We start from the raw sequence: 24,538 nt of genomic DNA on the forward strand, positions 1-24,538 counted from the left end.
GTTTGCTATGAGTGACGTTTATTTATGTCATCCCCGCCGCACCGCTATTGGCCGTTTTGGCGGCACCTTAGCCAGCGTGCGCCCGGATGATTTCGCTGCCACCATCTTCAAGGCCGTATTGGCGGAAGCGCCGGATCTCGACCCTGCTGCCATTGAAGAAGTCTTTATGGGCTGCGCCAACCAGGCCGGTGAAGACAACCGTAACGTGGCGCGCATGTCGTCGCTGTTGGCGGGCATTCCTACCTCGGTGCCTGGCACCACTATGAACCGCTTGTGCGGATCAGGAATGGACGCGGTGGGCACCGCCTTTCGCGCCATTAAAGCGGGTGAGATGGAGCTGGCGCTGGCGGGTGGCGTGGAGTCCATGTCCCGCGCGCCCTATGTGATGGGCAAGGCCGATAGCGCCTTCGCCCGCAATCAAAAACTCGAAGACACCACCATCGGCTGGCGCTTAATCAACCCGCTGATGAAGAAAGCGTTTGGGGTCGATTCCATGCCGGAAACGGCAGAAAACGTTGCCGAGCAGTTCAATATCTCCCGGGAAGATCAGGACGCCTTTGCGCTGCGCTCCCAGCAGAAAGCCGCTGCCGCTCAAAAGGCCGGCCGCTTTGCTCAAGAGATCACCGCCATTGAGATTCCCCGCCGCAAGCAAGAGCCGCTGATCTTTGATCAAGATGAGCACCTGCGGGAGACCACTCTTGATAAGCTGGCGGGTTTGCCTACGCCTTTCCGTGAAGGCGGCAGCATCACCGCAGGCAACGCGTCCGGCGTTAACGACGGTGCAGCGGCGATGCTGGTCGCCAGCGAAGCGGCGGTTAAACAGCACGGTCTTAAACCGATGGCGAAAATCATCGGCATGGCGACTGCAGGTGTCGAGCCGCGCATCATGGGTTATGGCCCGGTGCCTGCGGTGCAGAAGCTGCTTAAGCGCACCGGTATCTCGATGGATGAGATCGATGTGTTTGAGTTTAACGAAGCGTTCGCCGCTCAGGCGTTGGCCTGTACGCGTGACCTGGGCCTTAAAGACGATGACCCCCGCGTGAACCCTAACGGCGGCGCGATTGCGCTGGGCCACCCGCTGGGCATGTCTGGTGCGCGTCTTTTAATGACCGCCGCCTATGAGCTGCAAAACAGCGGCAAACGCTACGCGCTTTGCACCATGTGCGTGGGTGTTGGCCAAGGCATCGCAACGCTGATTGAGCGCGCTTAACGGAGGCAGTTATGGCTTTTCATACCATCAATGGTCGTAGCGTGGCGTATCGATTGCTCGGCGCAGAAGTAAATCCGCTTGTCGTGCTGGCGCACCCTTTGGGCATGAGCCAAGCGGTATGGGATGACGTGATTCCCGTACTGCTGTCTCGCTACCGAGTATTGACCTGGGACCTGCCTGGCCACGGCGCTAGCCAAGCGGTTAGCGGTGAGCAGATCAGCCCTGCTGACCTAGCGGCGGAAGTATTGGCGTTGGTAGAACTTGCGGGCGCACAGCGCTTCCACTTTGCCGGGACTTCCATTGGTGGCGTTGTCGGCCAGCAACTAATTGCCGAGCATAGCGAACGGCTGCTTTCCGTTACGCTGACCAACACCGGTGCGGTGATTGGTAATCCTGACCTGTGGAATACCCGCGCAGGCCGGGTACGTCAGGAAGGCTTGGCGGCCATGTCTCAAGAGATCGTACCGCGCTGGTTTGCACCAGCGGCGTTTGAGGCAAGCCCAGCGCTGAAAGCGGGATGGTGCGTACAAATGGGCCGTGGTGATGATGAATCCTACGCCCAGCTGTGTGAAATGCTGGGCCGCGATACGTTCACCGGAAAATTAGCTTCTAAGAAAGTCAAAGTGCAGCTATTTGGCGGCAGTGAAGATATGGCCACGCCGCCTGCAACACTGGAAGCCCTGGCTGCGGAACTCGATGGCGCACCGCTGGAGATTTTTGATGGCGTAGGCCATGTGCCTTCGGTAGAAGCCCCAGCGCTGTTCGCGCAAAAGCTCCTCGCAGTGCTTGCCACTGACTTAGGTGACGTAGCCAACCACGGCGTGGCTTACGCCACCGGCCTGGAGACCCGCAAGCAGGTGCTCGGTGACGAGCATGTGGCGCGCTCCACCGCCAACGCCAACAGCCTGGACGCGCCCTTCCAGCAGATGATTACCCGGCTGGCCTGGGGCGAGCTGTGGAGCAACAACGACCTAACCCGTCGCGAACGCAGCATGATCACCACCGGTATTCTCGCTGCCCTCGGCCGCGAAGAGCTCACGCTGCACTTGAAAACCGCCAAGCGGATTGGGCTAACAGAAGCCGAGCTGCGCCAAGTGCTAATGCATGTGGCAATTTACGGCGGCGTCCCCGCAGCTAACCATGCCTTTGCCCTCGCCAAAGAGCTGGGCTGGGGCGAGTAGCGAATCACAATAATGGATAAGAGGTAAGGGCGATGACCCACGACAATAAACGCTTTGTGGCACGCGACCGCAACTGGCATCCGCCTGCCTATGCACCCGGTTATAAAACCTCGGTAGCGCGCTCGCCCCAGCAGGCGCTGGTGAGCATGCAGCAGCCCACAGCATCAGAGCTGACCGGCCCAGACTTTAGCCACCTACGTATGGGCCCCCACGATAACGACCTGTTGCTGAACTTTCGTCAGGATTCAAGCCAGGGCGGGCTACCCCAGGGCGAGCGGATTATCATGTTTGGCCGTGTAGTTGATCAGTTTGGCAAGCCGATACCCCATACCCTGGTGGAAATGTGGCAGGCCAATGCGGGCGGTCGCTATCGACATAAGAACGATAAGTACCTGGCACCGCTAGACCCTAACTTCGGCGGTGTGGGGCGTTGTTTAACCGATGAACAGGGGATGTACCGCTTCCGTACCATCAAGCCCGGCCCCTACCCGTGGCCGAATGACATGAACAGCTGGCGCCCGGCGCATATCCACGTTTCAGTCACCGGACCTTCAATTTCTACCCGGCTGATCACCCAGATGTATTTTGAGGGCGACCCGCTGATTCCCCTCTGCCCCATCGTGCATACGCTGAAAGATCCGCTTGCGGTTGAGACCATGGTTGGACGGCTCGATATGGCCCATAGCAAACCGATGGACTGCTTGGCCTATCGCTTTGATGTGGTCGTGCGCGGCGAGCTGCAGACCTATTTTGAGAATCAATAAGGGGATACCTCATGAAGCAGCCGAATAGCCAGCCGACCAGCGATCTGATGCTACGGGAAACCGCCTCGCAAACCGCTGGCCCCTACGTGCATATTGGTCTTGCCCTCGCCGCTGCCGGTAATCCGGTGCGGGATGAAGAGATCTGGAACGAGATGGCCAAGCCTGAAGCCGAAGGCGAGCATATCGAAGTGGTCGGCATCGTCATCGACGGCAACGGCGATCTAGTCCGCGATGCTTTCGTGGAAGCGTGGCAAGCGGATGCTAGCGGTAACTACCAGGCCGATTACGACCTGAGCAAGCCGTTCAATAGCTTCGGCCGCACTGCCACCACCTTCGATCACGGTAGCGAATGGTCGTTAACCACCATTAAGCCCGGCGCGGTGAAGCACCCCAGCGGCCAACTAATGGCCCCGCACATTAACCTGACGCTGTTTGCCCGTGGGGTGAACATCCACCTGCAAACGCGGCTCTACTTCGATGACGAAGCTGAGGCGAACGCTCAGTGCCCGGTGCTAACCCGCATCGAATCCCCGGCGCGCCGTCAAACCCTGATCGCCAAGCGCGAAGAGGTCAATGGCAAAGTGCGCTACCGGCTGAATATCCGCCTTCAGGGCGAAGGTGAAACGGTATTTTTTGATTTCTAACCGTTTTAATAAGATGAATGCAGAACAAAAAGCGTTGCTCATTACTGGGCAGCGCTTTTTTATTGGGTTAAGACCATGGTCGAGGGTGTATGTTGGAAAAGTCCAATTTTATGCTGCCAAAGTGCCTTATCGGATGCACTGAAGAGTCGTGACACTGGGGCTCGGCGTGGGTTTAGGGTAAGCGTGGTTTGACTGCGTTTAACCATAGACGAATGTCGATTAGCTCTAGGCGCTAGAGTGGACTAATCTGGCTCTTAGGGCGAACTAGTATTCGTTATGCGAACTTATAATAATCTAACAAAAGTCCTGGAGTCCCCCATGAAAATAACCCTATCTCGGTGTCTGTTGGCGACCGCTATTGCAGGTCTTAGCATCAGTTCGGTTCAGGCAGAAACCACCCTACGGATGGCGCATTTTTGGCCTGGTCCTTCCGGCGTTAATGAAGATGTGTTGCAGGCGTGGGCCGATACCGTTGCCGAAGAGTCCGATGGCGATCTAACCATTCAAATGTTCCCTGCTGGTACGCTAGCCAAACCGGATTCGATTTATGAAGCCGCCGCCAACGGCATTGCCGATATCGGTGCCACTGCCCAGGGCTATACCGCCGGCCGTTTCCCGCTCTCTCAAATCGTTGAACTGCCTGGGGTAGCGAGTACGGCAACGCAAGGTGCTTGCGTACTGCAAACGCTTTACGACGACGGTCATTTGGATAGTGAATACGAAGATACCCGCCCGCTGTTTATGTTTACCACGGGGCCTGGCGGCATCCATACCATCGATACAGACGTGCAAACGCCTGCTGACCTGCAAGGGCTACGTATTCGCCGACCCACTGCTGTCGCGGGTGAAATGCTCGAAAATATGGGCGCAAGCCCGGTGGGCATGCCAGCACCAGACATTTATACCTCTATGCAGCGCGGCGTTATCGATGGCCTGAGCTTCCCCTGGGAAGGTTTAAAAGGTTTTCGTGTTAATGAGCTCGTCAGTTATCACACCGAAGTACCGTTCTATACGCTGATCTTTGTCGCCACCATGAACCAGCGTGCCTATGAAGGCTTATCCCCCGAGCAGCAAGCAGTTATCGACAATAACTCAGGTATGAAGTGGGCTGAAAAGGCCGGTGAAGTGTTTGACCGTCTAGATGTGGAAGGCAAGCAGGAAGCGGTTGATGCGGGCCACACCATCCGTGAAATCGAAAACCCGCTTCAACACCCCGACTGGCAGGAGCCGCTGCAAACCGGTATTGAAAACTACTTAACGCAGTTAGAAGAGCGCGGTTTGAGCCAATCCCGTGAGGTGTATGAAGCTGCACTAGCAGCGAGCGAGTCTTGTGGTACCCAACAGGGATAAGGTGTCATGCAGTCTACTCTCCACTTTCAGCATATTCTCAACAGGGCCAGCCATTGGCTGGCCCTTATTTGTCGTTTGATTGCCGGAATAGCGCTGATTGGCTTACTGGCAGTCACAATGGCCGATGTAAGTACTCGCTACCTTGCCCGCGTGACGGAAGGCGCTATTTCGTTACGCGTATCAGGGAGCGTGGAGTTAGTTAGCTATTTAATGCTGTTTGCTTTATTAGCGGCAATGTCCGCAAACGTTGAGAAGAGCCAGGTGGTGGTAGAAGCCTTTTCACACCGTTTGCCCCAAGCCATTAAAAACCGCTTACAAGGTCTCTATTTTCTTGGCTTTATGGCGCTGGGATTCATTTTATTTGTAGGTTTATGGGACTCAGCAGCGGCAGCTGCCCGTCACGGCACTACCACTCAGGATCTGCGACTGCCCATGGGGCCCATTTATCAGCTGGCAGCCGTGCTCAGTTTACTACTGGGGTTACGCAGCTTTATCCATGCCTTGCTAGGCATTCTTTACGGCAAGGGCGAGGAGGCTGCTCATGGGGAGTGAAGCGATTGGCGCTATTGGTCTTGGGTGTTTGCTGGTACTGATGATCCTACGCGTCCCGGTAGCGTTAACCATGCTCATTGTCGGCGTGGTGGGGTTTGCCCAAATCGTCAGTTGGGATGCGGCAATTGCGCAGCTTAAAACGGTACCCGTAGAGGTGCTTTCCAACTACAGCTTCAGCGCCGTACCGATGTTTATTTTGATGGGCGTTTTGGCTGCCCATTCTGGCATGGCCGGAAAGCTGTTTGATTCAACGCGTACCATTTGCGGCGGCTGGAAGGGGGGCTTGGCGATTGCGGCCATTGGCTCTTGTGGCATCTTCTCTGCTATTTCCGGTTCATCGCTGGCGACAGCGAGCACCATGACCCGGGTAGCGCTGCCGGAAATGGAGCGCTATGGCTATCACCGTGGGTTGGCCACCGGGGCGCTTGCTGCAGGCGGCACGCTGGGCATCATGATTCCACCCAGTATTGCTCTCTTGATTTACGCCATTCTCACCGAGCAGTCGGTGGGCGATATGTTTATGGCGGGGTTAATTCCTGGCCTGTTGGGCTTGGTGATGTACGCGCTGACGATCTCCGTTGTCATGCGGTTGCGCCCCTCTCTAGCGGTGGCAGGAGAGCCAACGCCCTGGAAAGAGAAACTGGTGTCGCTCACTGGCTTAATACCGTTCTTTGGCGTTTTCCTGGTGATGATTTTAGGTATCTATTTTGGTGCCTTTACCCCCACCGAAGGGGCCAGCGTAGGGGCATTTGCCACACTGATTTACGCCCTCGTGAAAGGCATGCGCAGTGCCCAGCTGTGGCGCAGCGTACAAGAAACGCTGGCGCTCTCTGCGGTGGTGTTCTTTATGCTGGTAGGGGCTGAAACGCTGGGATACTTCATCTCGGTATCGCGTATTTCTTTTTCGATTACTGACCTGCTCTATGGAATGGATCTCACACCGCTCGTTGTGGTGCTGTGCATCCTGGCCCTCTACTTTGTGCTGGGCATGTTTATGGATTCCATCGCCATGCTGGTCATCACCGTTCCCGTGGTGTACCCCATCATTCAGGCGATGGGCATCGACCCTGTATGGTTCGGTATTCTGACTGTTTTGACGGTAGAGCTGGGGCTGATGACCCCGCCAGTGGGGATGAACGTGTTTGTGATTAAAGCGATGGCACCACATGTTGGGCTGGGGGAGATTTTTAAAGGGGTCGCGCCGTTTGTGGTCTCTGACTTAATACGCCTGGCACTGCTCATCGCGTTCCCGATTTTGAGCACGCTGTTTCTGCTCTAGGCTGGTTTTATTACAAGGAGTGAATGCCATGGTCACTATTGAGCTATTGTCCGCAGGTGAAGCAAAAGCCGCAGAGCACGAAGCCACCTTTACCCGAGCCAATCCGTTGAGTGGCGAGGTTGTCACCACGGCGGCGGCAGCAAGTGTGGGTGATGCAAATGCAGCTGCCGACGCGGCTGGACGGGCGTTTGATGCATGGTCGCAAACAGGCCCAGGCGAGCGGCGTGCGAAGCTTCTAAAAGCAGCCGAGCTGATGGAGGCGCGTCAGAGCGATTTTATTGATCGAATGATTGATGAGACTGGTGCCACGCCGGGTTGGGCGGGCTTTAACGTCAAAGTAGCGGCCGATGTACTGCGTGAGGCGGCGGCGTTAACCACGCAAATTCACGGCGATATTATTCCCTCAAATGTGCCCGACAGTATGGCCATGGGCGTGCGCGTTCCCTGTGGCGTGGTGGTCGGTATCGCGCCCTGGAATGCGCCGATTATTCTAGGTACGCGAGCCATCGCCACGCCCTTGGCCTGCGGCAATACCGTTATCCTGAAGGCTTCCGAGCAGTGCCCAGCAACCCATCACCTCATTGGTGAAGTGCTTCAAGAAGTAGGGTTTGGCGGAGGTATTGTCAACGTGATTACCAACGCGCCTGATAACGCCGCTGAGGTGGTGAGTGCGCTGATTGCCCACCCCGCCGTACGCCGAATCAATTTCACCGGCTCCACCGGCGTGGGCAAAATCATCGCCGAGCAAGCGGCCAAATATTTAAAACCTGTGCTGCTTGAACTGGGCGGCAAAGCGCCGTTTTTGGTACTGGACGATGCGGATATCGACGCCGCCGTGGATGCTGCCATCTTTGGCGCGTTCTTTAACCAAGGCCAGATCTGCATGTCCACTGAGCGTGTCATTGTTGATACCCAAGTGGCGGATACTTTCGTGGAGAAATTTTCCGCCCGTGCTCAGGCGCTAAAGGCAGGCGACCCGCGTGATGAAGGCAACCCCCTGGGCACGTTAATTAACGCTCAGTCAGGTGAAAAACTAAATAGCCTGATTGATGATGCCGTGACGCAAGGCGCCCACTTAGCCGCTGGTGGCAAAGCCAAGGGCGTGGTGATGCAGGCCACGGTTATCGATGGTGTCACCAGTGATATGCGGCTATATAGCGAAGAGTCGTTTGGCCCCATCGTGGCGGTGATTCGCGTTAACGGCGAAGAAGAGGCCATCCGCGTCGCCAACGACAGCGAGTACGGCCTTTCATCGGCGGTGTTTAGCCGCGATAGCGCACGCGCCATGAAAGTGGCAGGGCGCTTACAAACGGGTATCTGCCATATCAACGCCCCGACGGTACACGATGAACCGCAAATGCCCTTCGGCGGCGTCAAAGCCAGCGGTTACGGGCGCTTTGGGGGTAAAGCAGGCATCGAAGAGTTCACCGAGCTGCGCTGGATGACCATGCAGCTCGGGCCGCGGCATTATCCTATTTAGTGGACTCGTTAACTGCCGTTTGTCGCAGCCGAAAATCCCTTGGTGAAAGCGTTGTATTACGCTTAAAAAAGCGCGTGAAGTAAGCCGGTTCTGAGAAGCCTAAGCTGTCGGAGACCTCGCCAATGGTCATATTGGTATAGGTGAGCTGGCGCTTGGCTTCTAGCATTAGGCGCTCATGCAGTAATTGCAGAGCGCTGTGCCCGGCGAGTTGGCGGCAGAGCAGGTTCAAGTGCGCGCTGCTCACGCCTATCTGCTCGGCTAACTGTTCAATGCTTGGCTGTTCACGGTAGTGCGCTTCGATCAGCGCTTGAAAGTTCTCAAGGTGCATGCGCCCCTTATCGTGCTGGCGTGGGCCATGGCGCTTTGCAGGCTTGTCAGGGTAAGCAGTAAGACGTGATAGCTCGACGACTAACGCTTGCACCAGCGCTTCAAGCAGTCGGTTTCTTCCCGGTGCCGGTTGGCGGTACTCCTGGTCAATTTGGTCGATCAGCGTTGCAATGCGCTGGGTGTTAACGGGCTGATTCAGGCGTACAAAATCAGCTTTGCGTAGCGCACTGCTTTCGCCCATTAACTCGTTAAGGTGCTCGGCCAACGGCTTCGCCAGGGTAATAATGTGACCGACGATATCGGGAGAAAAGTGAAAACCATGGATGGCCATCGCGGGCACAATAATGGTCACTGCGCCTTCAAGGCGTTGTTTAGCTCCTTCAAGCTCTAACTCCAGGCTTCCGTGGCTGATAAATAGAATATGCACTAAATCCACATGCCGATGAGGGCGAATGCGCCAGTCATGCAGGCGGCTGCGCTCGGGAATTGACTCACAGTGTAATAAGTCCGGCGTCGGCCAGTGCTGTGTTTCACCGTATAGCTTGAACACGGGAACATGGGTTGTCGTTGCTGTTTTCACGCGCTGCTCCTCATGCGACTAATGTCGTGCAGTAACACTGGAAAAGTCCAATTAACCTTCTTATTCATGCCTTATTATGCGCATCGTTTCATTGAAAAATACAAGTCATCAGCATTTATATAATGACAACGATGAGGCCCCCTATGAAAACGCAGGTTGCGATAATTGGCGCAGGCCCTTCTGGCCTATTGCTGGGCCAGCTACTGCAGCGTCAAGGCATTGATAACGTGATTGTTGAGCGGCGTAGCGGAGAGTATGTATTAAGCCGAATCCGCGCTGGCGTGCTTGAGCAAGGGATGGTGGACTTGCTGCGTGAAGCAGGTGTTGATCAGCGCATGGATAAAGAAGGCTTACCCCATGATGGCTTTGAGCTTGTTTTCGACAACCGGCGCGTGCGGGTTGCTCTGGATGAACTGACCGGCGGCAGCACAGTGATGGTGTATGGTCAAACCGAGGTGACGCGGGATTTGATGGAGGCGCGTGCCGCTGCTGGTGCAACCACACTGTATGAAGCAGAAAACGTCCAGCCCCACGACTTGGAAAGCGACAGCCCCTATTTAACCTTTGAGCACAACGGTGAAACGGTCAGGCTCGACTGCGATTATATTGCCGGTTGCGATGGCTACCATGGCGTCTCCCGCCGGGCGATTCCCGAGGACCGCATTAAAGAGTTTGAAAAGGTGTACCCGTTTGGATGGCTGGGTGTGCTCTCGGATACGCCACCGGTCTCTGATGAGCTCATCTACGCGCGCCATGAGCGCGGCTTTAGCTTATGCAGCATGCGCTCCGCCACCCGCAGCCGTTACTACCTGCAAGTGCCGTTAGATGAAAAAGTTGAAAACTGGTCAGATGAGCGTTTTTGGGAAGAGCTGAAGCGTCGCCTGCCGGAAGAGGTCGCTCAAAGGCTTGTCACTGGGCCATCCATCGAGAAGAGCATCGCGCCACTGCGTAGCTATGTGGTTGAGCCGATGCAGTACGGTCGGCTGTTTCTGGTTGGCGATGCGGCGCATATCGTGCCGCCCACCGGTGCCAAAGGTTTGAACTTGGCCGCCAGCGATGTCAATACGCTTTACCGGTTAATGGTGAAGGTCTACAAAGAAGGCCGTACAGATCTGATCGAGCGCTACTCGCAAACGTGCCTGAAACGCATTTGGAAAGCTGAACGGTTCTCCTGGTGGATGACCTCCATGCTGCACAACTTTTCGGATGAGGAGGATTTCAATAGCCGCATGCAGCTGGCCGAGTTGGACTATGTGACTAGCTCACAGGCTGGACTGACGACCATCGCAGAAAACTATGTTGGTTTGCCGTATGAGTCCCTAGAGTAAGCAAACACGTTTGAGCTCCCCTTCTTTGCCCAAGCAGCTTTGTTTGGGCTTTTTTATATTATCCTTCCCCTTGCCGCTCTTTTAACCGTGGCCCATTCTTCTCTCAGGGCAATTTAGCCCTTTGGGTTTCATTGGCTTGGTGAGAACAGGTGACGTATGGCTAAATTTTTTCATGAATTCCGAGAGTTTGCAGTCAAGGGCAACGTCATTGATATGGCCGTTGGCATCATCATTGGCGGGGCGTTTACGCTGATCGTGCAAAGCCTCGTCAGAGATGTGATGAACCCACTGATTGGTTTGCTGGTGGGCGGAATCGATTTTTCGAATCTGTTTGTTGTGTTGCGAGAAGGCGTGGCGGAAGCACCCTATGCCACTCTAGCGGAAGCCCAAGCGGCGGGGGCGGTGACGCTCAACGTGGGGCTATTTATCAACGCGGTAGTGAGTTTTTCTATCGTCGCGTTCGTGGTTTTTTTGCTGGTGCGCACGATCAACCGCTTGAAGCGAGAAGAAGCAGTGGCTCCGGCAGACCCGACTGAAAAGCCCTGCCCTTACTGTTTTATGGTGGTGCCGATCAAGGCCGTTCGTTGTGGGCACTGTACGTCTGAGCTGCAGGCGGCGGTTCAAGAGAAGTCTGTCGAGAGCGTGTAGCAAATCGTCATAAAAAAAGGGTGCCACTTAGGCACCCTTTTTACATTGCAGTGGACAGTTACGCCGTCTTTTTCACTGCTTTCTGATCGCTCTGCTTGCTGTCACTGGCATCGCTGGGTTGTGGCAGCGATGGCAGTGATTTGGCTAGCATATCGACACTGTGGCGATAGTAGAGCTGGCTCTTGTTGTGCTCGCCTAGGCTTGCGTAGAGGCGGGCAAGCTCGGCACACACTTCGCCATTGGGGCGTTGGCGCTGGCTGGCTTCAAAGTACTCCAGCGCTTTTTCCCACTGGCCCACACGTAGCGATAAGCGGCCACAGGCGAGCAGCAGCTCGGGGTCGTTGGGGCGCTCTTGCAGCCACTTTTCGGCTTTGGCGAGCTGGCGAGCAGCATCGACATTAAGCAGGCCGTAGCGCTTCACTAAGCGGGCGTCCCAGTGGTTATCCAACGAGTGATTAAGCAAGCGCTCGGCAATGGGCTCTTCGTTAGCTTGCAGCAGTGCCTCGGTATAGAGCACGATCAGCTCGGTATTGCCGCGCAGGTAGTCGGGCATATCGGCCCACAGCCCGCGAACCCGTTCGATATTGGTGGGGTTCTTTGCTTCGAAGATGATCAGTTCGCGATACGCTTTGAATTCCAGCTGTTCACGCTCTTGCTGGGTAATCAGCTTTTGCGCGGCCAAGCGCGGAATTAGGCGGCGTAGGCCTTCCCAATCGTTGACGCTCAGGTGGACCTGCTTCAGAAGCTTCAATACCTGAGGATGATTGGTGAGCTGCTTATCCAGGCGGTTGAGAATCGCCAGTGCCTCTTCCGGCTGCTGACGGTCAATCATCAGCTGTGCCTGCATCAAGCCAATGGCGGTATCCGCGCCGTCGGTGGTGAGCTGAGCTTGGTTCAGGTGCTCTTGAGACTTCTCGTGGTGGCCCTGGTAGTGCGCAGCCAGTGCAGCCGAGAGGTAGTTCACCAACGGTGTACTGGAGTCATCGGCTGCACGCACCAGAGTTTTTTCCGCTTTCTTCCAACGGCCTTCGGTGAGTGCCACCAAGCCGTGCACGGTGCGCTTCATGGCGCGACGGTTACGGGCACGACTGTTCCAGGTGCGAAAGCGACCTACCGGACGAATAATGCCGGTGAGCAGGCGCAGCGCGAAGTGCAGCACGATAAAGGCGCCCAGCAACAGCACCAGACCAAACCAGAATGAGGTTTGAACCGAGGTGTCACCGACCCGGATCAGCCAGTAGCCGGGCACCGACATCATCAGGTGCCCAAAAAGTGCGCCAACCGCAAGGCCCGCAACAATTAGCAGGATGAGTTTTCTCATGCATCACCTCCATCCTGACGGCGCGACTCAAAGCGGTTGTCGATGAAGCTGGCCAGCGCTTGTTGAGAGGCGCTGATATCCGGCAGCTCAGGCTGTACCTGAACCTGCTTCAGCTCTTGCAAACGGGCAATCACGCTCTGTGTCTCTTCGCGCTCGGTATCGTAGTAGCCGTTGAGCAGTTCCAGGGCCTTGTCGATGCTGGCCTCATACAGCTCAGGCTCCTCTTTAAGCAGCGCTAGCTGAGACTGTTCGAGGATCAGTCGCAGGCTCTGGCGCAGGTAAGACTCCTGCTCAGGCGTCACCAGGGCTTCGAGCGCTTCATCGTGCTGACGAATCACTACAAGGTCTTTCAGTTCGGCACCGAAGCGGGCTAACTGGCGCTGGAAAGTGCCGGTAGGCGGCTGCTCGATGCCTGACGTTACAGCACGCTCTTCAATTTCTTGAGACAGGCGCAGGCCCGCTACGCGCTCTTGCTGGGCATTTAAGGCAAGGTAAATGCCGGTGCGATCTACTTGAGGCACGGCGTCTAGCGCGGCGAGTTCATTGGCAATCTCGCGACGCACCGGCGTCAGCGCCGGGTTATCCGCATCGGCAAGGCGGGCATCGGCGGTACGCAGCAGCGCAGCGGCACCTTCGACGTCACCTTCTAACTGTAGGCGCTGGTTCGCTAACCGCAGCAGGTAGGCCGCTTCGGCATGTAGCCAGTCGCGCTCGTCAGCATCTTGGTCTTGGGAGAGTTGCGCCAGTACGTCGTCCAGCGTGCCGTTGACCTCGCTGCGGTAGCTATCCAGCTCGCTACGCAGCTCGCTCATGGTGCTATCGAGTGCTTGACCACGCTCGGCTTCGCTCTCTTCGATACGTGTTTCAAGGTCGCTAACGGCCTGCTGGGAAGCGCTGTTCTGGGCCTGCTGAGCCAGTTCATCTAAACGCTGCTGCTGACTATCCAGGCGCTGCCAGCCTTGCCAAGCGACTAGACCCAAGGCGAGCGCCAGGATAATCACCAGGGCAATGGCTAAGCCACTACCTTTGCTGCCGCCGCCACTGGTAGAAGTGGGCGGCGTTGGTTTGCCGGGGCTGCCCGTAGCAGATGCGCTGCCGCTTTTAGCGGATGTGGACGCTGCAGGCGTTGCCGTGGCGGTCGGTTTGGTATCTGCTGCCGTCGCTTTTGCATCGTTAGGGGCGCTGGTCTGTTGAGAGGCGCTTTCCTGAGCGGGGCTAGGCGTGGTTGCACTGGCGCTGGGTGCGCTCGTGTTGGAATGAGTCGGGCCACCTTTATTACGGCGACGCGAACGGCTGTTTTTGGCCGCATAAGACGAGGAAGCGCTGCCAGCGGTGGTCTCGCTGTTAGCCGATGATGCCGTGGTCTCGTTCGGCTGCACGCTGTCTTTGGATGCATCGGCAGACGTGTTGTTAACGCCTTCCTGCTCGTTTGGTTGTTTGCTCATCTGTCGCTAGCCCTTATTAAGTTCCTTGATCGACATCGGCACCCTTTGGGTTGCAGGACCGATCCAACGCGGCTACCAGCGCAGCCGGCGTTGCTCCCGACGCCACCTTGAGGTCACAAAAACCCAGTTTACCGGCCAGTGTAGCTAAACGGTGACTGGAAACGATTAGCGGTTGGTTCAACGCTGCTTGACCACACCATTTTGCCAGATATTCAAGCAGTTCGCCGCTGGTGACGATGAACGCTCGGAAGTCGCCAGTGTTGAGACGCTCACGCATTGCCAACGAGGGTGGCTGATAAACCCGCCGATACACCGCCAGCCGGGCCACCTCCGCTCCGCGTGCCGCCAGGGTATCAGCGATGAGCGTGCGGCCGCCTTCCCCTGCCACCAGCAGCACTCGCTGATGTGCTAGGTGTTGAAGCGATGCCAGCGAAAGCAGCGCTTCGCTGGTGTCCTCTCCCTGCTGGGGGGGAATGCGTACCCGCACCCCAAGCTGTTCAAACAGTATGCTGGCAGTCCCCCGCCCAACGCTATAGTAATCAATGCCGATGGGCAGCTGAGGCCAATAACGGTCAATTGCCTCGCTTAAACAGTAAGCGGCAAAGGGACTAACCACCACTATCTTATGGTACTGATCAATATCCAACCAGGTTTGGCGCTGCGCTGCCTCTTCAGGCAGCGCTTCCAGGCGCATCACGTCAAGCGACTCCACCCAGCCATGGCGTTCGTGTAGGGCATCTGCCAGTGCTTGCCCGCGCGCTCCTGGGCGGCAAATCAGTACCGGTTGGTTCATACGTTGCGGCCGTACACCTCGGCCAAGATATCGCCAGCGCCTTGATCTAAAAGCTCTTCGGCAATACGGATGCCGAGTGCTTCGGGTTCATGAATCGACCCTCGTCCTTCTGCACGGAGTACTTCGGTGCCTTCAGGATTGCCGACGAGGCCGCGCAACCATAGGGTGTCATTGGCCTTATCTAGCACCGCGTGCCCGGCGATGGGCACTTGGCAGCCGCCCTCTAAGCGCGTATTCATGGCGCGCTCGGCGCGAACGCGGGTGGCAGTGTTCTGATCATCAAGCGGTGCCAGCAGGGTCATTAGCTCGGGGTCGTGCAGGCGGCACTCAATCCCTAGAGCGCCTTGGCCGCAGGCGGGCAAACAGAGTTCAGGCGGCAGTGCCTGGGCAATGCGAGCATCTAAGCCTAAGCGTTGTAGGCCAGACGTCGCCAGAATGATGGCATCAAATTCGCCGTCATCCAGTTTGCCGAGGCGGGTTTGCACATTGCCACGCAGGTTCAGAATCTGCAGGTCGGGGCGTGCCTCGCGCATCTGCAAACCGCGGCGTAGGCTAGCGGTACCAATGCGTGCACCTTCGGGCAGTTCATCAATGCTACTATAGTGATTAGAGACAAACGCATCGGTGGGGTCAGCGCCTTCCAAAATCACAGAAAGCCCCAACCCTTCAGGGAAGTGCATCGGCACGTCCTTCATGGAGTGCACGGCGATATCGGCACGTCCATCCAGCATGGCGTCTTCAAGTTCCTTGACGAACAGCCCTTTGCCACCAATTTTGGAGAGGGGCGTATCGAGAATTTTGTCACCTTTGGTAGACAGAGGGACAAGCTCAACTTCCAGACCGCTATGTGCCGCCATCAAGCGGTCGCGGACGTACTCGGCCTGCCACATGGCCAACTGACTTTTACGCGTGGCGATGCGCAATTTAGTGATGGATGACACCTGATTCTCCCTTTGCCGCTGACACGGCGCGTCGAACTGTGATAATTCTCATCATAAAGCACCCAGCCACACAGTAAAAATAACCGGCCGAATTTAAGGCCAGCGCTGAACGCGTTTAACGCCTGTTAGGAAACGCCATGCCCCCTGTTGAACCGCAAGGCAAGCTAGACCAATTCTTTCTGCTTTCGCAGGATTTGTTCTGCTGCATCGACTTTGCGGGCACGCTGCTCAGCGTCAATCCCACCTTTACATCACTGTTGGGCTACCCGCCTGAAGCGCTACTGGGAAAGCCCTGTGGCATCATGGTCGAGCCACGCGATCATCCTGTGATTGAGGCGGCGCTGGCCAGTTTATGCCGGGGTGAGAAAGTCAGCACCTTTGACGTGTGTGCGCGAACGGCAGAGGGTCGGCGGGTCTGGTTAGAAGTAGCAGCCTCTATGGGCGATCAGGTGATTTATGTGATTGCGCGAGACATCACCCGGCGCAAGGCCGTAGAAAAGCAGCTAAGGCGCAATCAGCGCCTTTTCCGTATTGCCGGTGAAACCGCCCACATTGGCGGCTGGTATATGGAATTGGCGGTTGGCGTGCCCACGTGGTCAGAGGAAGTATGTCGGCTTCACGGCATGCCTGTGGGTTATCAGCCCTCGATAGATGAAGCCATCGCTTTTTATGCGCCCGATGCGCAGCCGCGCATTAAAAAAGTGTTTGCGGCATGCTGTGAGCAGGGCGTCAGCTTTGATGAAGAGCTCGAAGTCATCACTAAACAGCGCCAGCGACGCTGGGTGCGGGTTATTGGCCGCGCCGTGCGCGATGAGCTAGGGCACATTATTCAGGTGCAGGGCTCAACCCAAGACATTACTGAACGCAAAGATACCGAGCGTCAATTGACCCTGCTAGAGCGTAGCGTTGAGTCCAGCACCAACGGGGTGGTGATTGTCGATGCGCAGCGCCCAGACCTGCCGATGGTGTATGTGAACGCGGCCTTTGAGCGCATTACCGGCTACTCGCGAGAGGCGGCTTTAGGCCGTAACTGCCGCTTTCTACAAGGGGCGGATACCGACGCTGCCACACTCGCTCAGTTGCGCAAAGGTATCCAAGAGCAGCGCGATGTCCACGTGGTGATTCGTAACTATCGTCGCAGTGGTGCGCCGTTTTGGAACGACCTTTATATCTCCCCTGTGCGCGATGAAAATGGCGTGGTGACTCACTTTATTGGTGCGCAAAACGATATTACCGCCCAGCGAGAGTATCAAGCGCAGCTAAGCCATAACGCCAACCATGATGCGTTGACGGGGCTACCAAACCGGCTGTTGCTAGATCAGCGCCTTGCCCAAGGCTGTCTACTAGCAAGGCGCTACCAGCGCTATTTAGCGGTGCTCTTTATTGATTTGGATGATTTTAAGCCGATCAATGACACCCTGGGGCACGAGGTAGGTGACTATATCTTGCTGGAAGTGGCGAAGCGGCTAGAAGAGGAGCTGCGCCCCTGGGACACCGTGGCACGTTTTGGCGGCGATGAGTTTATTGTACTGCTACCGGATTTAGCCCATGAAAGTGACGTGCTACAGGTGGTTGAACGCCTGCTGGCTAGGGTCTCGTCACCCTATTGGTATCGTGGCAGTGAGCTTAGAATTACCGCCAGTATCGGCATCGCCACCGATAACGGCACGATACAAGCGCCGCGCCAGCTGATTCAACAGGCTGATCTTGCGATGTATAAGGCCAAGCGGCGAGGGCGCAACACCTTTCAGTGGTACACCGATGAGCTAAACCGCAAGGTGACGGAACGCGTCAACTTACGCCACGCCTTGCAACAAGCCATTGAACAGAAACAGTTTGAGCTTCACTACCAGCCCCAAATTCACCATAGCGGACGGGTGGCTGGCGTTGAGGCGTTGATCCGCTGGCACCATCCTGAGCGCGGCAATATTCCGCCGGGGCAGTTTATTTCTCTGGCGGAGGATACCGGGCAGATTATTCCGATCAGTGAATGGGTGCTGGAAACCGCCTGCCGCGATGCCGTAGCGCTCAATGCCACGAGCACAGTGCCCATGACCATGGCCATCAACGTTTCGCCGATGCAGTTTCAGCGCCCAGGCTTTTTAGACTCCTTGAAACAGGTGCTGGCGCGAAGCGGGTTACCGCCCGCGCTGTTAGAGCTTGAACTGACGGAAGGCGTATTAATGGATAGCGCCGAACACACGATTCAGGCGCTAATAGCTATTCGGCAGCTGGGCGTGCATATTGCGCTGGATGACTTTGGCACTGGCTTTTCAAGCCTGAGCTACCTCAAACGTCTGCCGATTAATAAGCTAAAAGTGGATCGCTCCTTTGTTAACGATGTGGCAGTGGATTCCCGCGACGCGGCCATTGTAGAAGGCGTGGTGACCATGGCGGATAAGTTGGGTTTAGAAGTGCTGATCGAAGGCGTTGAAACCGCCGAGCAGTTTCACTTTCTCCGCACGCTGCAGTGCGACCATTTTCAGGGCTACTATTTTGCGCGTCCCATGGCCTTAAGTGCGCTGAAGACCTACTTGAACATGCCCCTGGAAGCTGTTGTTAACCTAGGAGCGCCCACCTCGTTATAACCGCTGCCCTAAAACGGCATGCCGCTCCACGCAGTGACTCTGGTACACTTTCCGGTAACGATTCCCTTAGTTTTGTCAGCAGGATAACTCTCCAATGAGCCAAGCTACGAACCAGTCTTGGGGCGGTCGCTTTAGCGAGCCCACCGATGCTTTTGTTGCACGCTTTACCGCGTCTGTGAATTTCGACCAGCGCCTGGCGCGTCAAGATATCCAGGGCTCGATTGCCCACGCCACCATGCTGGCGGGGGTGGGCGTGCTCACCGAAGAAGAGCGCGACGCCATTATCAACGGCCTGACCGAGATTCAGGGCGAGATTGAGCGCGGTGAGTTCCAGTGGTCGGTACCGCTGGAAGACGTGCATATGAACATCGAAGCGCGCTTGACCGATAAAATCGGTATTACCGGCAAGAAGCTGCACACCGGCCGCTCGCGCAACGATCAAGTCGCTACCGATATTCGCCTATTCATGCGCGATGAAATCGACGTGATTGAGGTTGAGCTGACCCGCCTGCGCGACGGCATGATTGAGCTTGCCGAGCGCGAAGCCGACACCATCATGCCCGGCTTCACTCACCTGCAAACGGCTCAGCCGGTCACCTTTGGCCACCACCTGCTCGCGTGGCAAGAGATGCTGGCCCGCGACCACGAGCGCCTGCTGGATTGCCGCAAACGGGTGAACGTGATGCCGCTGGGTTCTGCTGCGCTGGCAGGCACGACGTACCCGATTGACCGCCACGTGACGGCTGAGCTGCTCGGTTTTGACCGCCCGGCAGAAAACTCCCTAGACGCCGTCTCGGATCGTGATTTTGCGATTGAATTCACCAGCTTCGCCAGCATTCTGCTGATGCACCTGTCGCGGATGAGCGAAGAGCTTGTGCTGTGGACCAGTGCGCAGTTCAACTTTATTGATCTGCCCGACCGCTTCTGCACCGGCTCCTCCATCATGCCGCAGAAGAAAAACCCTGACGTGCCTGAGCTGGTACGCGGTAAAACCGGCCGCGTGTATGGCCATCTGATGGCGCTGTTGACGCTGATGAAGTCGCAGCCGCTGGCCTACAACAAGGACAACCAGGAAGATAAAGAGCCGCTGTTCGACGCCGTCGACACCGTGCGCGACTGCTTAAAAGCCTTTGCGGACATGGTGCCCGCCATCGAACCGAAGAAAGAGAGCATGTACGAAGCGGCGCGGCGCGGCTTCTCTACCGCCACTGATTTGGCGGATTACCTGGTGCGTAAAGGTGTGGCCTTCCGCGATGCCCACGAAATCGTTGGTTTGTCAGTGGCTTATGGCCTGAAGACTAAAAAAGACCTCTCAGAAATGAGCTTGGAAGAGCTGAAACAGTTCTCCGATATCATCGAGCAGGACGTGTTTGAAGTGTTGACGCTGGAAGGCTCGGTCGCTGCCCGTAATCACATTGGCGGTACGGCGCCTGACCAAGTGCGCGCCGCAGCAAACCGTGCACGAGAAGCGCTGGCAGCGCTGAAAGGGGTGTCATGAAACGCTGTGCCATCACACTGAGCGCGCTGCTCATGGCCGCACTGCTGCTGGCGGGCTGTGGTCAAAAAGGGCCGCTTTATTTGCCTGACGATACCAATGATTCGGCCGCCGAGCAGGAGGGGTAATGGACCACTTTAACTACCGCGACGGCGTGCTCTACGCCGAAGATGTACCGTTAACGCAGCTGGCTGCCGAGCTGGGCACGCCCTGCTACGTCTACTCAAAAGCGACCTTTGAGCGCCACTTTCGTGCCTACACCGAAGCGCTGGGCGGCCACCCGCACCTGATCTGCTACGCGGTGAAAGCCAACTCGAACCTTGCCGTGCTGGGCCTGTTGGCCCGCTTGGGTGCCGGGTTTGATATTGTCTCCGTGGGTGAGCTTGAGCGGGTGCTAAAAGCGGGCGGTGACCCCGCCAAAGTGGTGTTTTCTGGCGTGGCTAAGCAGCCGCATGAAATGGCGCGGGCGCTGGAAGTCGGCATCAAGTGCTTTAACGTAGAGTCGCGCCCCGAGCTTGAGCGCCTTAACACGGTAGCGGGCGAGCTTGGCAAGGTGGCCTCCGTCTCGCTGCGGGTTAACCCCGACGTGGACGCTGGCACTCACCCCTATATCTCGACCGGCTTGAAAGACAACAAGTTTGGTATTCCAGTGGATGACGCGCTGGAGGTATACCAGCTGGCCGCCAGCCTGCCCAACCTGCGCGTGACGGGCCTAGATTGCCATATCGGCTCGCAGCTCACCGAAACCGCGCCGTTCCTAGACGCCCTGGAGCGCCTGCTGGTGCTGATGGAGCGCCTTCGCGAACACGGCATTGAGATTGATCACCTGGATTTAGGTGGCGGTTTAGGCGTGCCGTACCGCGATGAGAAGCCGCCCCAGCCGTTTGATTACGCGAGCCAGCTCTTGGCGCGTCTCTCCCGCTGGGAAGGCGGCGAAAGCCTGACGCTGCTGTTTGAGCCGGGCCGCTCTATTGCGGCCAACGCCGGGCTGATGCTCACCCGGGTAGAGTTCTTGAAGCCCGGCGAGACCAAGAATTTTGCCATTGTCGACGCGGCCATGAACGACCTGATTCGTCCGGCGCTGTATCAGGCGTGGCAGGCGATTGTGCCGGTAGATACCCGTCAGCCTCGCGAGAAGTCCACCTACGACGTGGTCGGCCCTGTGTGTGAAACCGGCGACTTCCTGGGCAAAGAGCGTGAGCTTGCGATCGCCGAAGGCGATCTGTTGGCGGTGCGTTCCGCCGGTGCTTACGGCTTTGTGATGGCCTCGAACTACAACAGCCGCCCGCGCCCACCAGAGGTGATGGTGGATGGTGACACGTACCACGTGGTGCGCGCTCGGGAAACGTTGGAAAGCCTGTGGGCCGGTGAGGCGTTGCTGCCGGAAGGGGCGCGCTAATGCTGCTGCACTTCACCAAAATGCACGGCCTGGGCAATGACTTTATGGTGGTGGATCTGGTTACCCAGCGGGCGCGCCTGCGGGATGATCAGATTCGCCAGCTGGCGGATCGCCGTTTTGGTATTGGCTTTGATCAACTGCTGATCGTTGAGCCGCCACGCGACCCGGATATGGACTTTCGCTATCGCATCTACAACGCGGATGGCAGCGAAGTGGAGAACTGTGGCAACGGCGCGCGCTGCTTTGCCCGCTTTGTGCGCGACCAGCGTTTAACCCACAAGCATGAAATCCATGTGGAAACCGCCGGTGGCCCGTTAGTACTCAATGTTCAGCACGACGGTATGGTGCGGGTAGACATGGGCAGGCCGCGGTTTAACCCGACAACGCTGCCCTTTGAAGCACCGGGCGACCAGCCGCTGCACGAGGTGGACGTAGAGGGCGAAACGCTGCAGCTTGGCGTGGTCTCCATGGGTAACCCTCATGCGGTGCTGCAGGTTGAGAGCGTGGATAGCGCTCCTGTGGCGCGCTTGGGGCCGCTGCTAGAGTCGCACCCGCGCTTTCCCAAGCGCGTCAACGTGGGCTTTATGCAGGTGCTGTCGCCCAGCGAGATTCGCCTGCGGGTGTTTGAGCGCGGTAGCGGCGAGACGTTAGCCTGCGGCACGGGTGCCTGCGCGGCGGTGGCGAGCGGTATCCGCCAAGGGCTGTTAAAAAGCCCGGTGAAAGTGCACTTGCCCGGCGGCGAGTTAAGCATCGAGTGGCCTGACCCTGAGGCCTCTTTAGTGATGGTCGGGCCAGCGACCCGAGTGTTCGACGGGCGGGTATCACTCAACTAATTCGAGGAGAACGGCGATGTCTCAAGCCCCTGAGCCACGCAAAACGCTCGACCCTGATCAAGTGGCGTTTTGGTTGGCTCGTCACCCGGATTTTTTTACGGGCCGTGAAGGGCTGTTGCAGCAGCTGAAAGTGCCGCATCCCCACATTGATGGCGCGGTGTCATTGCTAGAGCGGCTGGTAATGGACCTGCGCCAGCGAGCCGAAACGGCAGAGGGGCGGCTTGAGCATTTACTGGAAACCGCACGCCATAATGAAGCTCAGTACCGTCGTCTACGGGAAACGCTGCTCAGCTTAGTGGAAGCGGAAGACCGTGATGCGCTAGCACAGGCGTTAGCCACCCAGTTGAGTGAGCGCTTTCAAACTCCGGCGATGTCAATGTGGTGCCCGGCATCGCTGAGCGATGCTGAGCCCTCGCCGCCTCAGCCGCCGCGCCATGTGCTTGACCAGCACGCCAGCGCCCGCCTAGCGGCGCTGTTAGACGGCCGCTCAAGTCGCTGTGCCAAGCTGAGTGTCAGCGATTGGAAATGCTTGCTGCCGCATATCAAACCGCCCCGTAAAGCGGGCTCCTGTGCGATCTCGCGGCTCTCCGCGGGGGAGCAGTTGGGCTACTTGCTGCTCGCCAGCCCCGACCCCGAGTGCTACCGCGCCAGTATGGATACGCTGTTTACCGAGTACCTCAGTGACATCGTGGCGCGGCTGCTGCTTCGCTTAGGGCCGCACGGCGTGGAGCCGCATGGATAACCCCTCGTTAGAGGACGCTGTTGCAGCGTATTTGGCGCAGCTAGCCACCCGGGCAAGCCCTGCCACGGTGGCAGCCTATCGCCAGGATTTAAGCGCATTTTGCCAGTTTGCTCAGGGCAGAGGAGTGACGGAGATTAGTGAACTGGACACTCCGCTTGCCCGAGCGTTTTTAGGCGCTGAGCGCAGCCGAGGGTTAGCGCCACGCAGTTTGGCGCGCCGTCGCGCGGCGTTATCACGCTTTGCCGACCACTTAGTGCAGCATCACTGGCTAACGGATAACCCGGTCAGCTTGCTGCGGACGCCCAAGCAGCCCAGCCACCTACCTAGGCCGCTGGATGTTGACTCTCTGGCGCACTTTTTAGACACCCCCCACGATGGCTCGCCGCTGGCGCTGCGTGACCAAGCCATGCTGGAGCTTTTCTACTCCAGCGGCCTGCGCTTAGCCGAGCTGGCAGCTCTGAACGTCAGCCATCTCACGGCGAATTATGTGCGGGTGATGGGTAAAGGCAGCAAGCCCCGCCAAGTGCCTGTGGGGGGCCGCGCTCAGCAGGCGCTGGCCGCGTGGCTTGCCTGCCGTGATGTACTGGCACCAAGCGACGAAGTGGCGCTGTTTGTCGGGCAGCGCGGCAAGCGTTTAGGGCATCGCGGTATTCAAAAGCGCCTAGCCCAGCTTTCGGTGGTACGCGGTTTGCCTGAACACCTGCATCCGCACCGGCTGCGTCACTCTTTTGCCAGCCATTTACTGGAATCTAGCCAAGACCTGCGCGCGGTGCAGGAGCTGCTTGGTCACGCGAATTTATCGACGACTCAGGTGTATACGCGCCTGGATTGGCAGCACCTTGCGGAAAGCTACGATGCCGCCCATCCACGCGCTAAACGTCGCCCCAGCGAGAGTTAGTTATGGTTACCTTAGACGCCATTACCTTTGATTTAGACGACACCTTATGGGACAACCAGGGGGTGATGCTGAAAACCGAAGAGGGCCACTACCGTTGGCTGCTTGAGGCACTGGCCGCCTGGCGGGCAACCCGTCAAGAAGCGCCGCTGGCGTTAGGTTATGAGGCGGGCGTGGCAGATTATCTACAGCGTCGCCAGCAGTGGGCAAGCCAAGTGCCTGAGCGGCGAGGCGACTTTACTTGGCTGCGGCTGCGCGCGCTAGAGGCTCAGTTAGAAGCTAACGGTTTACCACGCAGTGCCGCGTTGCTGTGGGCGTCAGCCGCAATGAACGAGTTTCATCGTCTGCGTGTGCAGGTGACGCCGCATCCTGAAGCGGCAGGGTTGCTTGCAGCGCTTGCCGAGCGGTATCGCCTAGCGGCCATTACCAACGGCAATATTCACCTTAAGCGCCAGCCGTTAGCGGCTCACTTCCCCGTCGCGATTGCTGCCGGGGAACTGCTGGCACCCAAGCCTGACCCTAAGCCGTTTCTCACCGCGTTAGAGCGTTTGAACACCGTGCCACAGCGCGCCATGCACGTGGGGGACTCCTGGCTGGAAGATGTGCTTCCCGCTCAGAAGCTGGGTATGCACGCCGCCTGGGTGGCCGAGCGTGGCGACCAAGCGCTGCCTGCGCGGGTTCACCGCATTGCCCATGTGAAGGAGCTGCCTACCCTGATTGAGTGGCTTGAAAAGCGCGCCTAG

General features: G+C 57.5%; 23 protein-coding genes. 18 read left to right on the forward strand and 5 right to left on the reverse strand.

Features of this window, described 5'->3' with window-relative positions; translation table 11 throughout:
- The first annotated feature begins 7 nt into the window (after positions 1-7).
- From pcaF to IEW65_RS11535, 8 genes are all read left to right on the forward strand, one after another.
- The gene (gene pcaF / locus IEW65_RS11500) at positions 8-1,210 is read left to right on the forward strand and encodes a 3-oxoadipyl-CoA thiolase (RefSeq protein WP_188639624.1); all 1,203 of its coding nucleotides are present in this window, start codon (positions 8-10) and stop codon (positions 1,208-1,210) included.
- Positions 1,211-1,221: 11 nt separating this feature from the next.
- Positions 1,222-2,391, forward strand: coding sequence for a bifunctional 3-oxoadipate enol-lactonase/4-carboxymuconolactone decarboxylase PcaDC (gene pcaDC, locus IEW65_RS11505; RefSeq protein ID WP_188639625.1), 1,170 nt, complete (start codon positions 1,222-1,224; stop codon positions 2,389-2,391).
- A 32-nt stretch (positions 2,392-2,423) separates the two neighbouring features.
- Positions 2,424-3,155: a protocatechuate 3,4-dioxygenase subunit beta gene (pcaH, locus tag IEW65_RS11510; RefSeq protein WP_188639626.1), complete on the forward strand. Its 732-nt coding sequence runs from the start codon at positions 2,424-2,426 to the stop codon at positions 3,153-3,155.
- Positions 3,156-3,166: 11 nt separating this feature from the next.
- Entirely contained in the window at positions 3,167-3,799 is a 633-nt protein-coding gene (gene pcaG / locus IEW65_RS11515; RefSeq protein WP_188639627.1) for a protocatechuate 3,4-dioxygenase subunit alpha, read from the forward strand.
- A 318-nt stretch (positions 3,800-4,117) separates the two neighbouring features.
- Positions 4,118-5,149: a TRAP transporter substrate-binding protein gene (locus IEW65_RS11520; protein WP_188639628.1), complete on the forward strand. Its 1,032-nt coding sequence runs from the start codon at positions 4,118-4,120 to the stop codon at positions 5,147-5,149.
- A 6-nt stretch (positions 5,150-5,155) separates the two neighbouring features.
- Positions 5,156-5,701: a TRAP transporter small permease gene (locus IEW65_RS11525; protein ID WP_188639629.1), complete on the forward strand. Its 546-nt coding sequence runs from the start codon at positions 5,156-5,158 to the stop codon at positions 5,699-5,701.
- A complete protein-coding gene (locus IEW65_RS11530; protein WP_188639630.1) occupies positions 5,691-6,980 on the forward strand; it encodes a TRAP transporter large permease in 1,290 nt (429 codons plus the stop codon). Before IEW65_RS11525 ends, IEW65_RS11530 begins: the two co-directional genes overlap by 11 nt.
- A 28-nt stretch (positions 6,981-7,008) precedes the next feature.
- Positions 7,009-8,460, forward strand: a complete 1,452-nt coding sequence (locus IEW65_RS11535) for an aldehyde dehydrogenase (RefSeq protein WP_188639631.1) — start codon at positions 7,009-7,011, stop codon at positions 8,458-8,460.
- Here IEW65_RS11535 and IEW65_RS11540 read toward each other — a convergent pair.
- Positions 8,453-9,367 carry a helix-turn-helix domain-containing protein gene (locus tag IEW65_RS11540; protein ID WP_188639632.1) on the reverse strand — a complete coding sequence of 305 codons (915 nt, stop codon included), beginning with the start codon at positions 9,365-9,367 and terminating at the stop codon, positions 8,453-8,455. The two genes, IEW65_RS11535 and IEW65_RS11540, sit on opposite strands and share 8 nt — an antisense overlap.
- A gap of 143 nt (positions 9,368-9,510) precedes the next feature.
- Between IEW65_RS11540 and pobA the strand changes: the two genes are divergently transcribed.
- Positions 9,511-10,695 carry a 4-hydroxybenzoate 3-monooxygenase gene (pobA, locus tag IEW65_RS11545; protein ID WP_188639633.1) on the forward strand — a complete coding sequence of 395 codons (1,185 nt, stop codon included), beginning with the start codon at positions 9,511-9,513 and terminating at the stop codon, positions 10,693-10,695.
- Positions 10,696-10,851: 156 nt separating this feature from the next.
- Positions 10,852-11,343 (forward strand): large conductance mechanosensitive channel protein MscL, encoded by a 492-nt coding sequence (gene mscL, locus IEW65_RS11550; protein ID WP_188639634.1) that lies wholly within the window; start codon positions 10,852-10,854, stop codon positions 11,341-11,343.
- Between the two features lie 58 nt (positions 11,344-11,401).
- On the opposite strand, the gene IEW65_RS11555 is transcribed toward mscL, so the two are convergent.
- From IEW65_RS11555 to hemC, 4 genes are read right to left on the reverse strand one after another with little or no spacing between them, the layout of a single operon-like run.
- Positions 11,402-12,664: a heme biosynthesis HemY N-terminal domain-containing protein gene (locus IEW65_RS11555; RefSeq protein ID WP_188639635.1), complete on the reverse strand. Its 1,263-nt coding sequence runs from the start codon at positions 12,662-12,664 to the stop codon at positions 11,402-11,404.
- Positions 12,661-14,109: a uroporphyrinogen-III C-methyltransferase gene (locus IEW65_RS11560; protein ID WP_188639636.1), complete on the reverse strand. Its 1,449-nt coding sequence runs from the start codon at positions 14,107-14,109 to the stop codon at positions 12,661-12,663. The genes IEW65_RS11555 and IEW65_RS11560 overlap by 4 nt, the downstream gene beginning before the upstream one ends.
- Before the next feature lie 16 nt (positions 14,110-14,125).
- Entirely contained in the window at positions 14,126-14,902 is a 777-nt protein-coding gene (locus IEW65_RS11565; RefSeq protein WP_188639637.1) for a uroporphyrinogen-III synthase, read from the reverse strand.
- Positions 14,899-15,843: a hydroxymethylbilane synthase gene (hemC, locus tag IEW65_RS11570; RefSeq protein ID WP_268234723.1), complete on the reverse strand. Its 945-nt coding sequence runs from the start codon at positions 15,841-15,843 to the stop codon at positions 14,899-14,901. Before hemC ends, IEW65_RS11565 begins: the two co-directional genes overlap by 4 nt.
- A 137-nt stretch (positions 15,844-15,980) precedes the next feature.
- On the opposite strand from hemC, the gene IEW65_RS11575 reads away from it, so the two are divergent.
- The 8 genes from IEW65_RS11575 to IEW65_RS11610 all read left to right on the forward strand — a co-directional run bounded on the left by IEW65_RS11575 (position 15,981) and on the right by IEW65_RS11610 (position 24,538).
- Positions 15,981-18,431 carry a sensor domain-containing protein gene (locus IEW65_RS11575; protein ID WP_188639638.1) on the forward strand — a complete coding sequence of 817 codons (2,451 nt, stop codon included), beginning with the start codon at positions 15,981-15,983 and terminating at the stop codon, positions 18,429-18,431.
- A gap of 94 nt (positions 18,432-18,525) precedes the next feature.
- Positions 18,526-19,929 carry an argininosuccinate lyase gene (argH, locus tag IEW65_RS11580; protein ID WP_188639639.1) on the forward strand — a complete coding sequence of 468 codons (1,404 nt, stop codon included), beginning with the start codon at positions 18,526-18,528 and terminating at the stop codon, positions 19,927-19,929.
- Positions 19,926-20,054, forward strand: coding sequence for an LPS translocon maturation chaperone LptM (gene lptM, locus IEW65_RS11585; RefSeq protein WP_188639640.1), 129 nt, complete (start codon positions 19,926-19,928; stop codon positions 20,052-20,054). Before argH ends, lptM begins: the two co-directional genes overlap by 4 nt.
- Entirely contained in the window at positions 20,054-21,325 is a 1,272-nt protein-coding gene (gene lysA, locus IEW65_RS11590; RefSeq protein WP_188639641.1) for a diaminopimelate decarboxylase, read from the forward strand. Before lptM ends, lysA begins: the two co-directional genes overlap by 1 nt.
- On the forward strand, positions 21,325-22,158 hold the full coding sequence (gene dapF / locus IEW65_RS11595; protein WP_188639642.1) for a diaminopimelate epimerase: 834 nt from the start codon (positions 21,325-21,327) through the stop codon (positions 22,156-22,158). The genes lysA and dapF overlap by 1 nt, the downstream gene beginning before the upstream one ends.
- Positions 22,159-22,174: 16 nt before the next feature.
- Positions 22,175-22,900: a DUF484 family protein gene (locus IEW65_RS11600; protein ID WP_188639643.1), complete on the forward strand. Its 726-nt coding sequence runs from the start codon at positions 22,175-22,177 to the stop codon at positions 22,898-22,900.
- The gene (locus IEW65_RS11605) at positions 22,893-23,798 is read left to right on the forward strand and encodes a tyrosine recombinase XerC (protein ID WP_188639644.1); all 906 of its coding nucleotides are present in this window, start codon (positions 22,893-22,895) and stop codon (positions 23,796-23,798) included. Before IEW65_RS11600 ends, IEW65_RS11605 begins: the two co-directional genes overlap by 8 nt.
- 2 nt (positions 23,799-23,800) lie before the next feature.
- The gene (locus IEW65_RS11610) at positions 23,801-24,538 is read left to right on the forward strand and encodes an HAD family hydrolase (RefSeq protein WP_188639645.1); all 738 of its coding nucleotides are present in this window, start codon (positions 23,801-23,803) and stop codon (positions 24,536-24,538) included.

The organism is Vreelandella lutescens (assembly GCF_014640815.1).
Lineage (GTDB): Bacteria > Pseudomonadota > Gammaproteobacteria > Pseudomonadales > Halomonadaceae > Vreelandella > Vreelandella lutescens.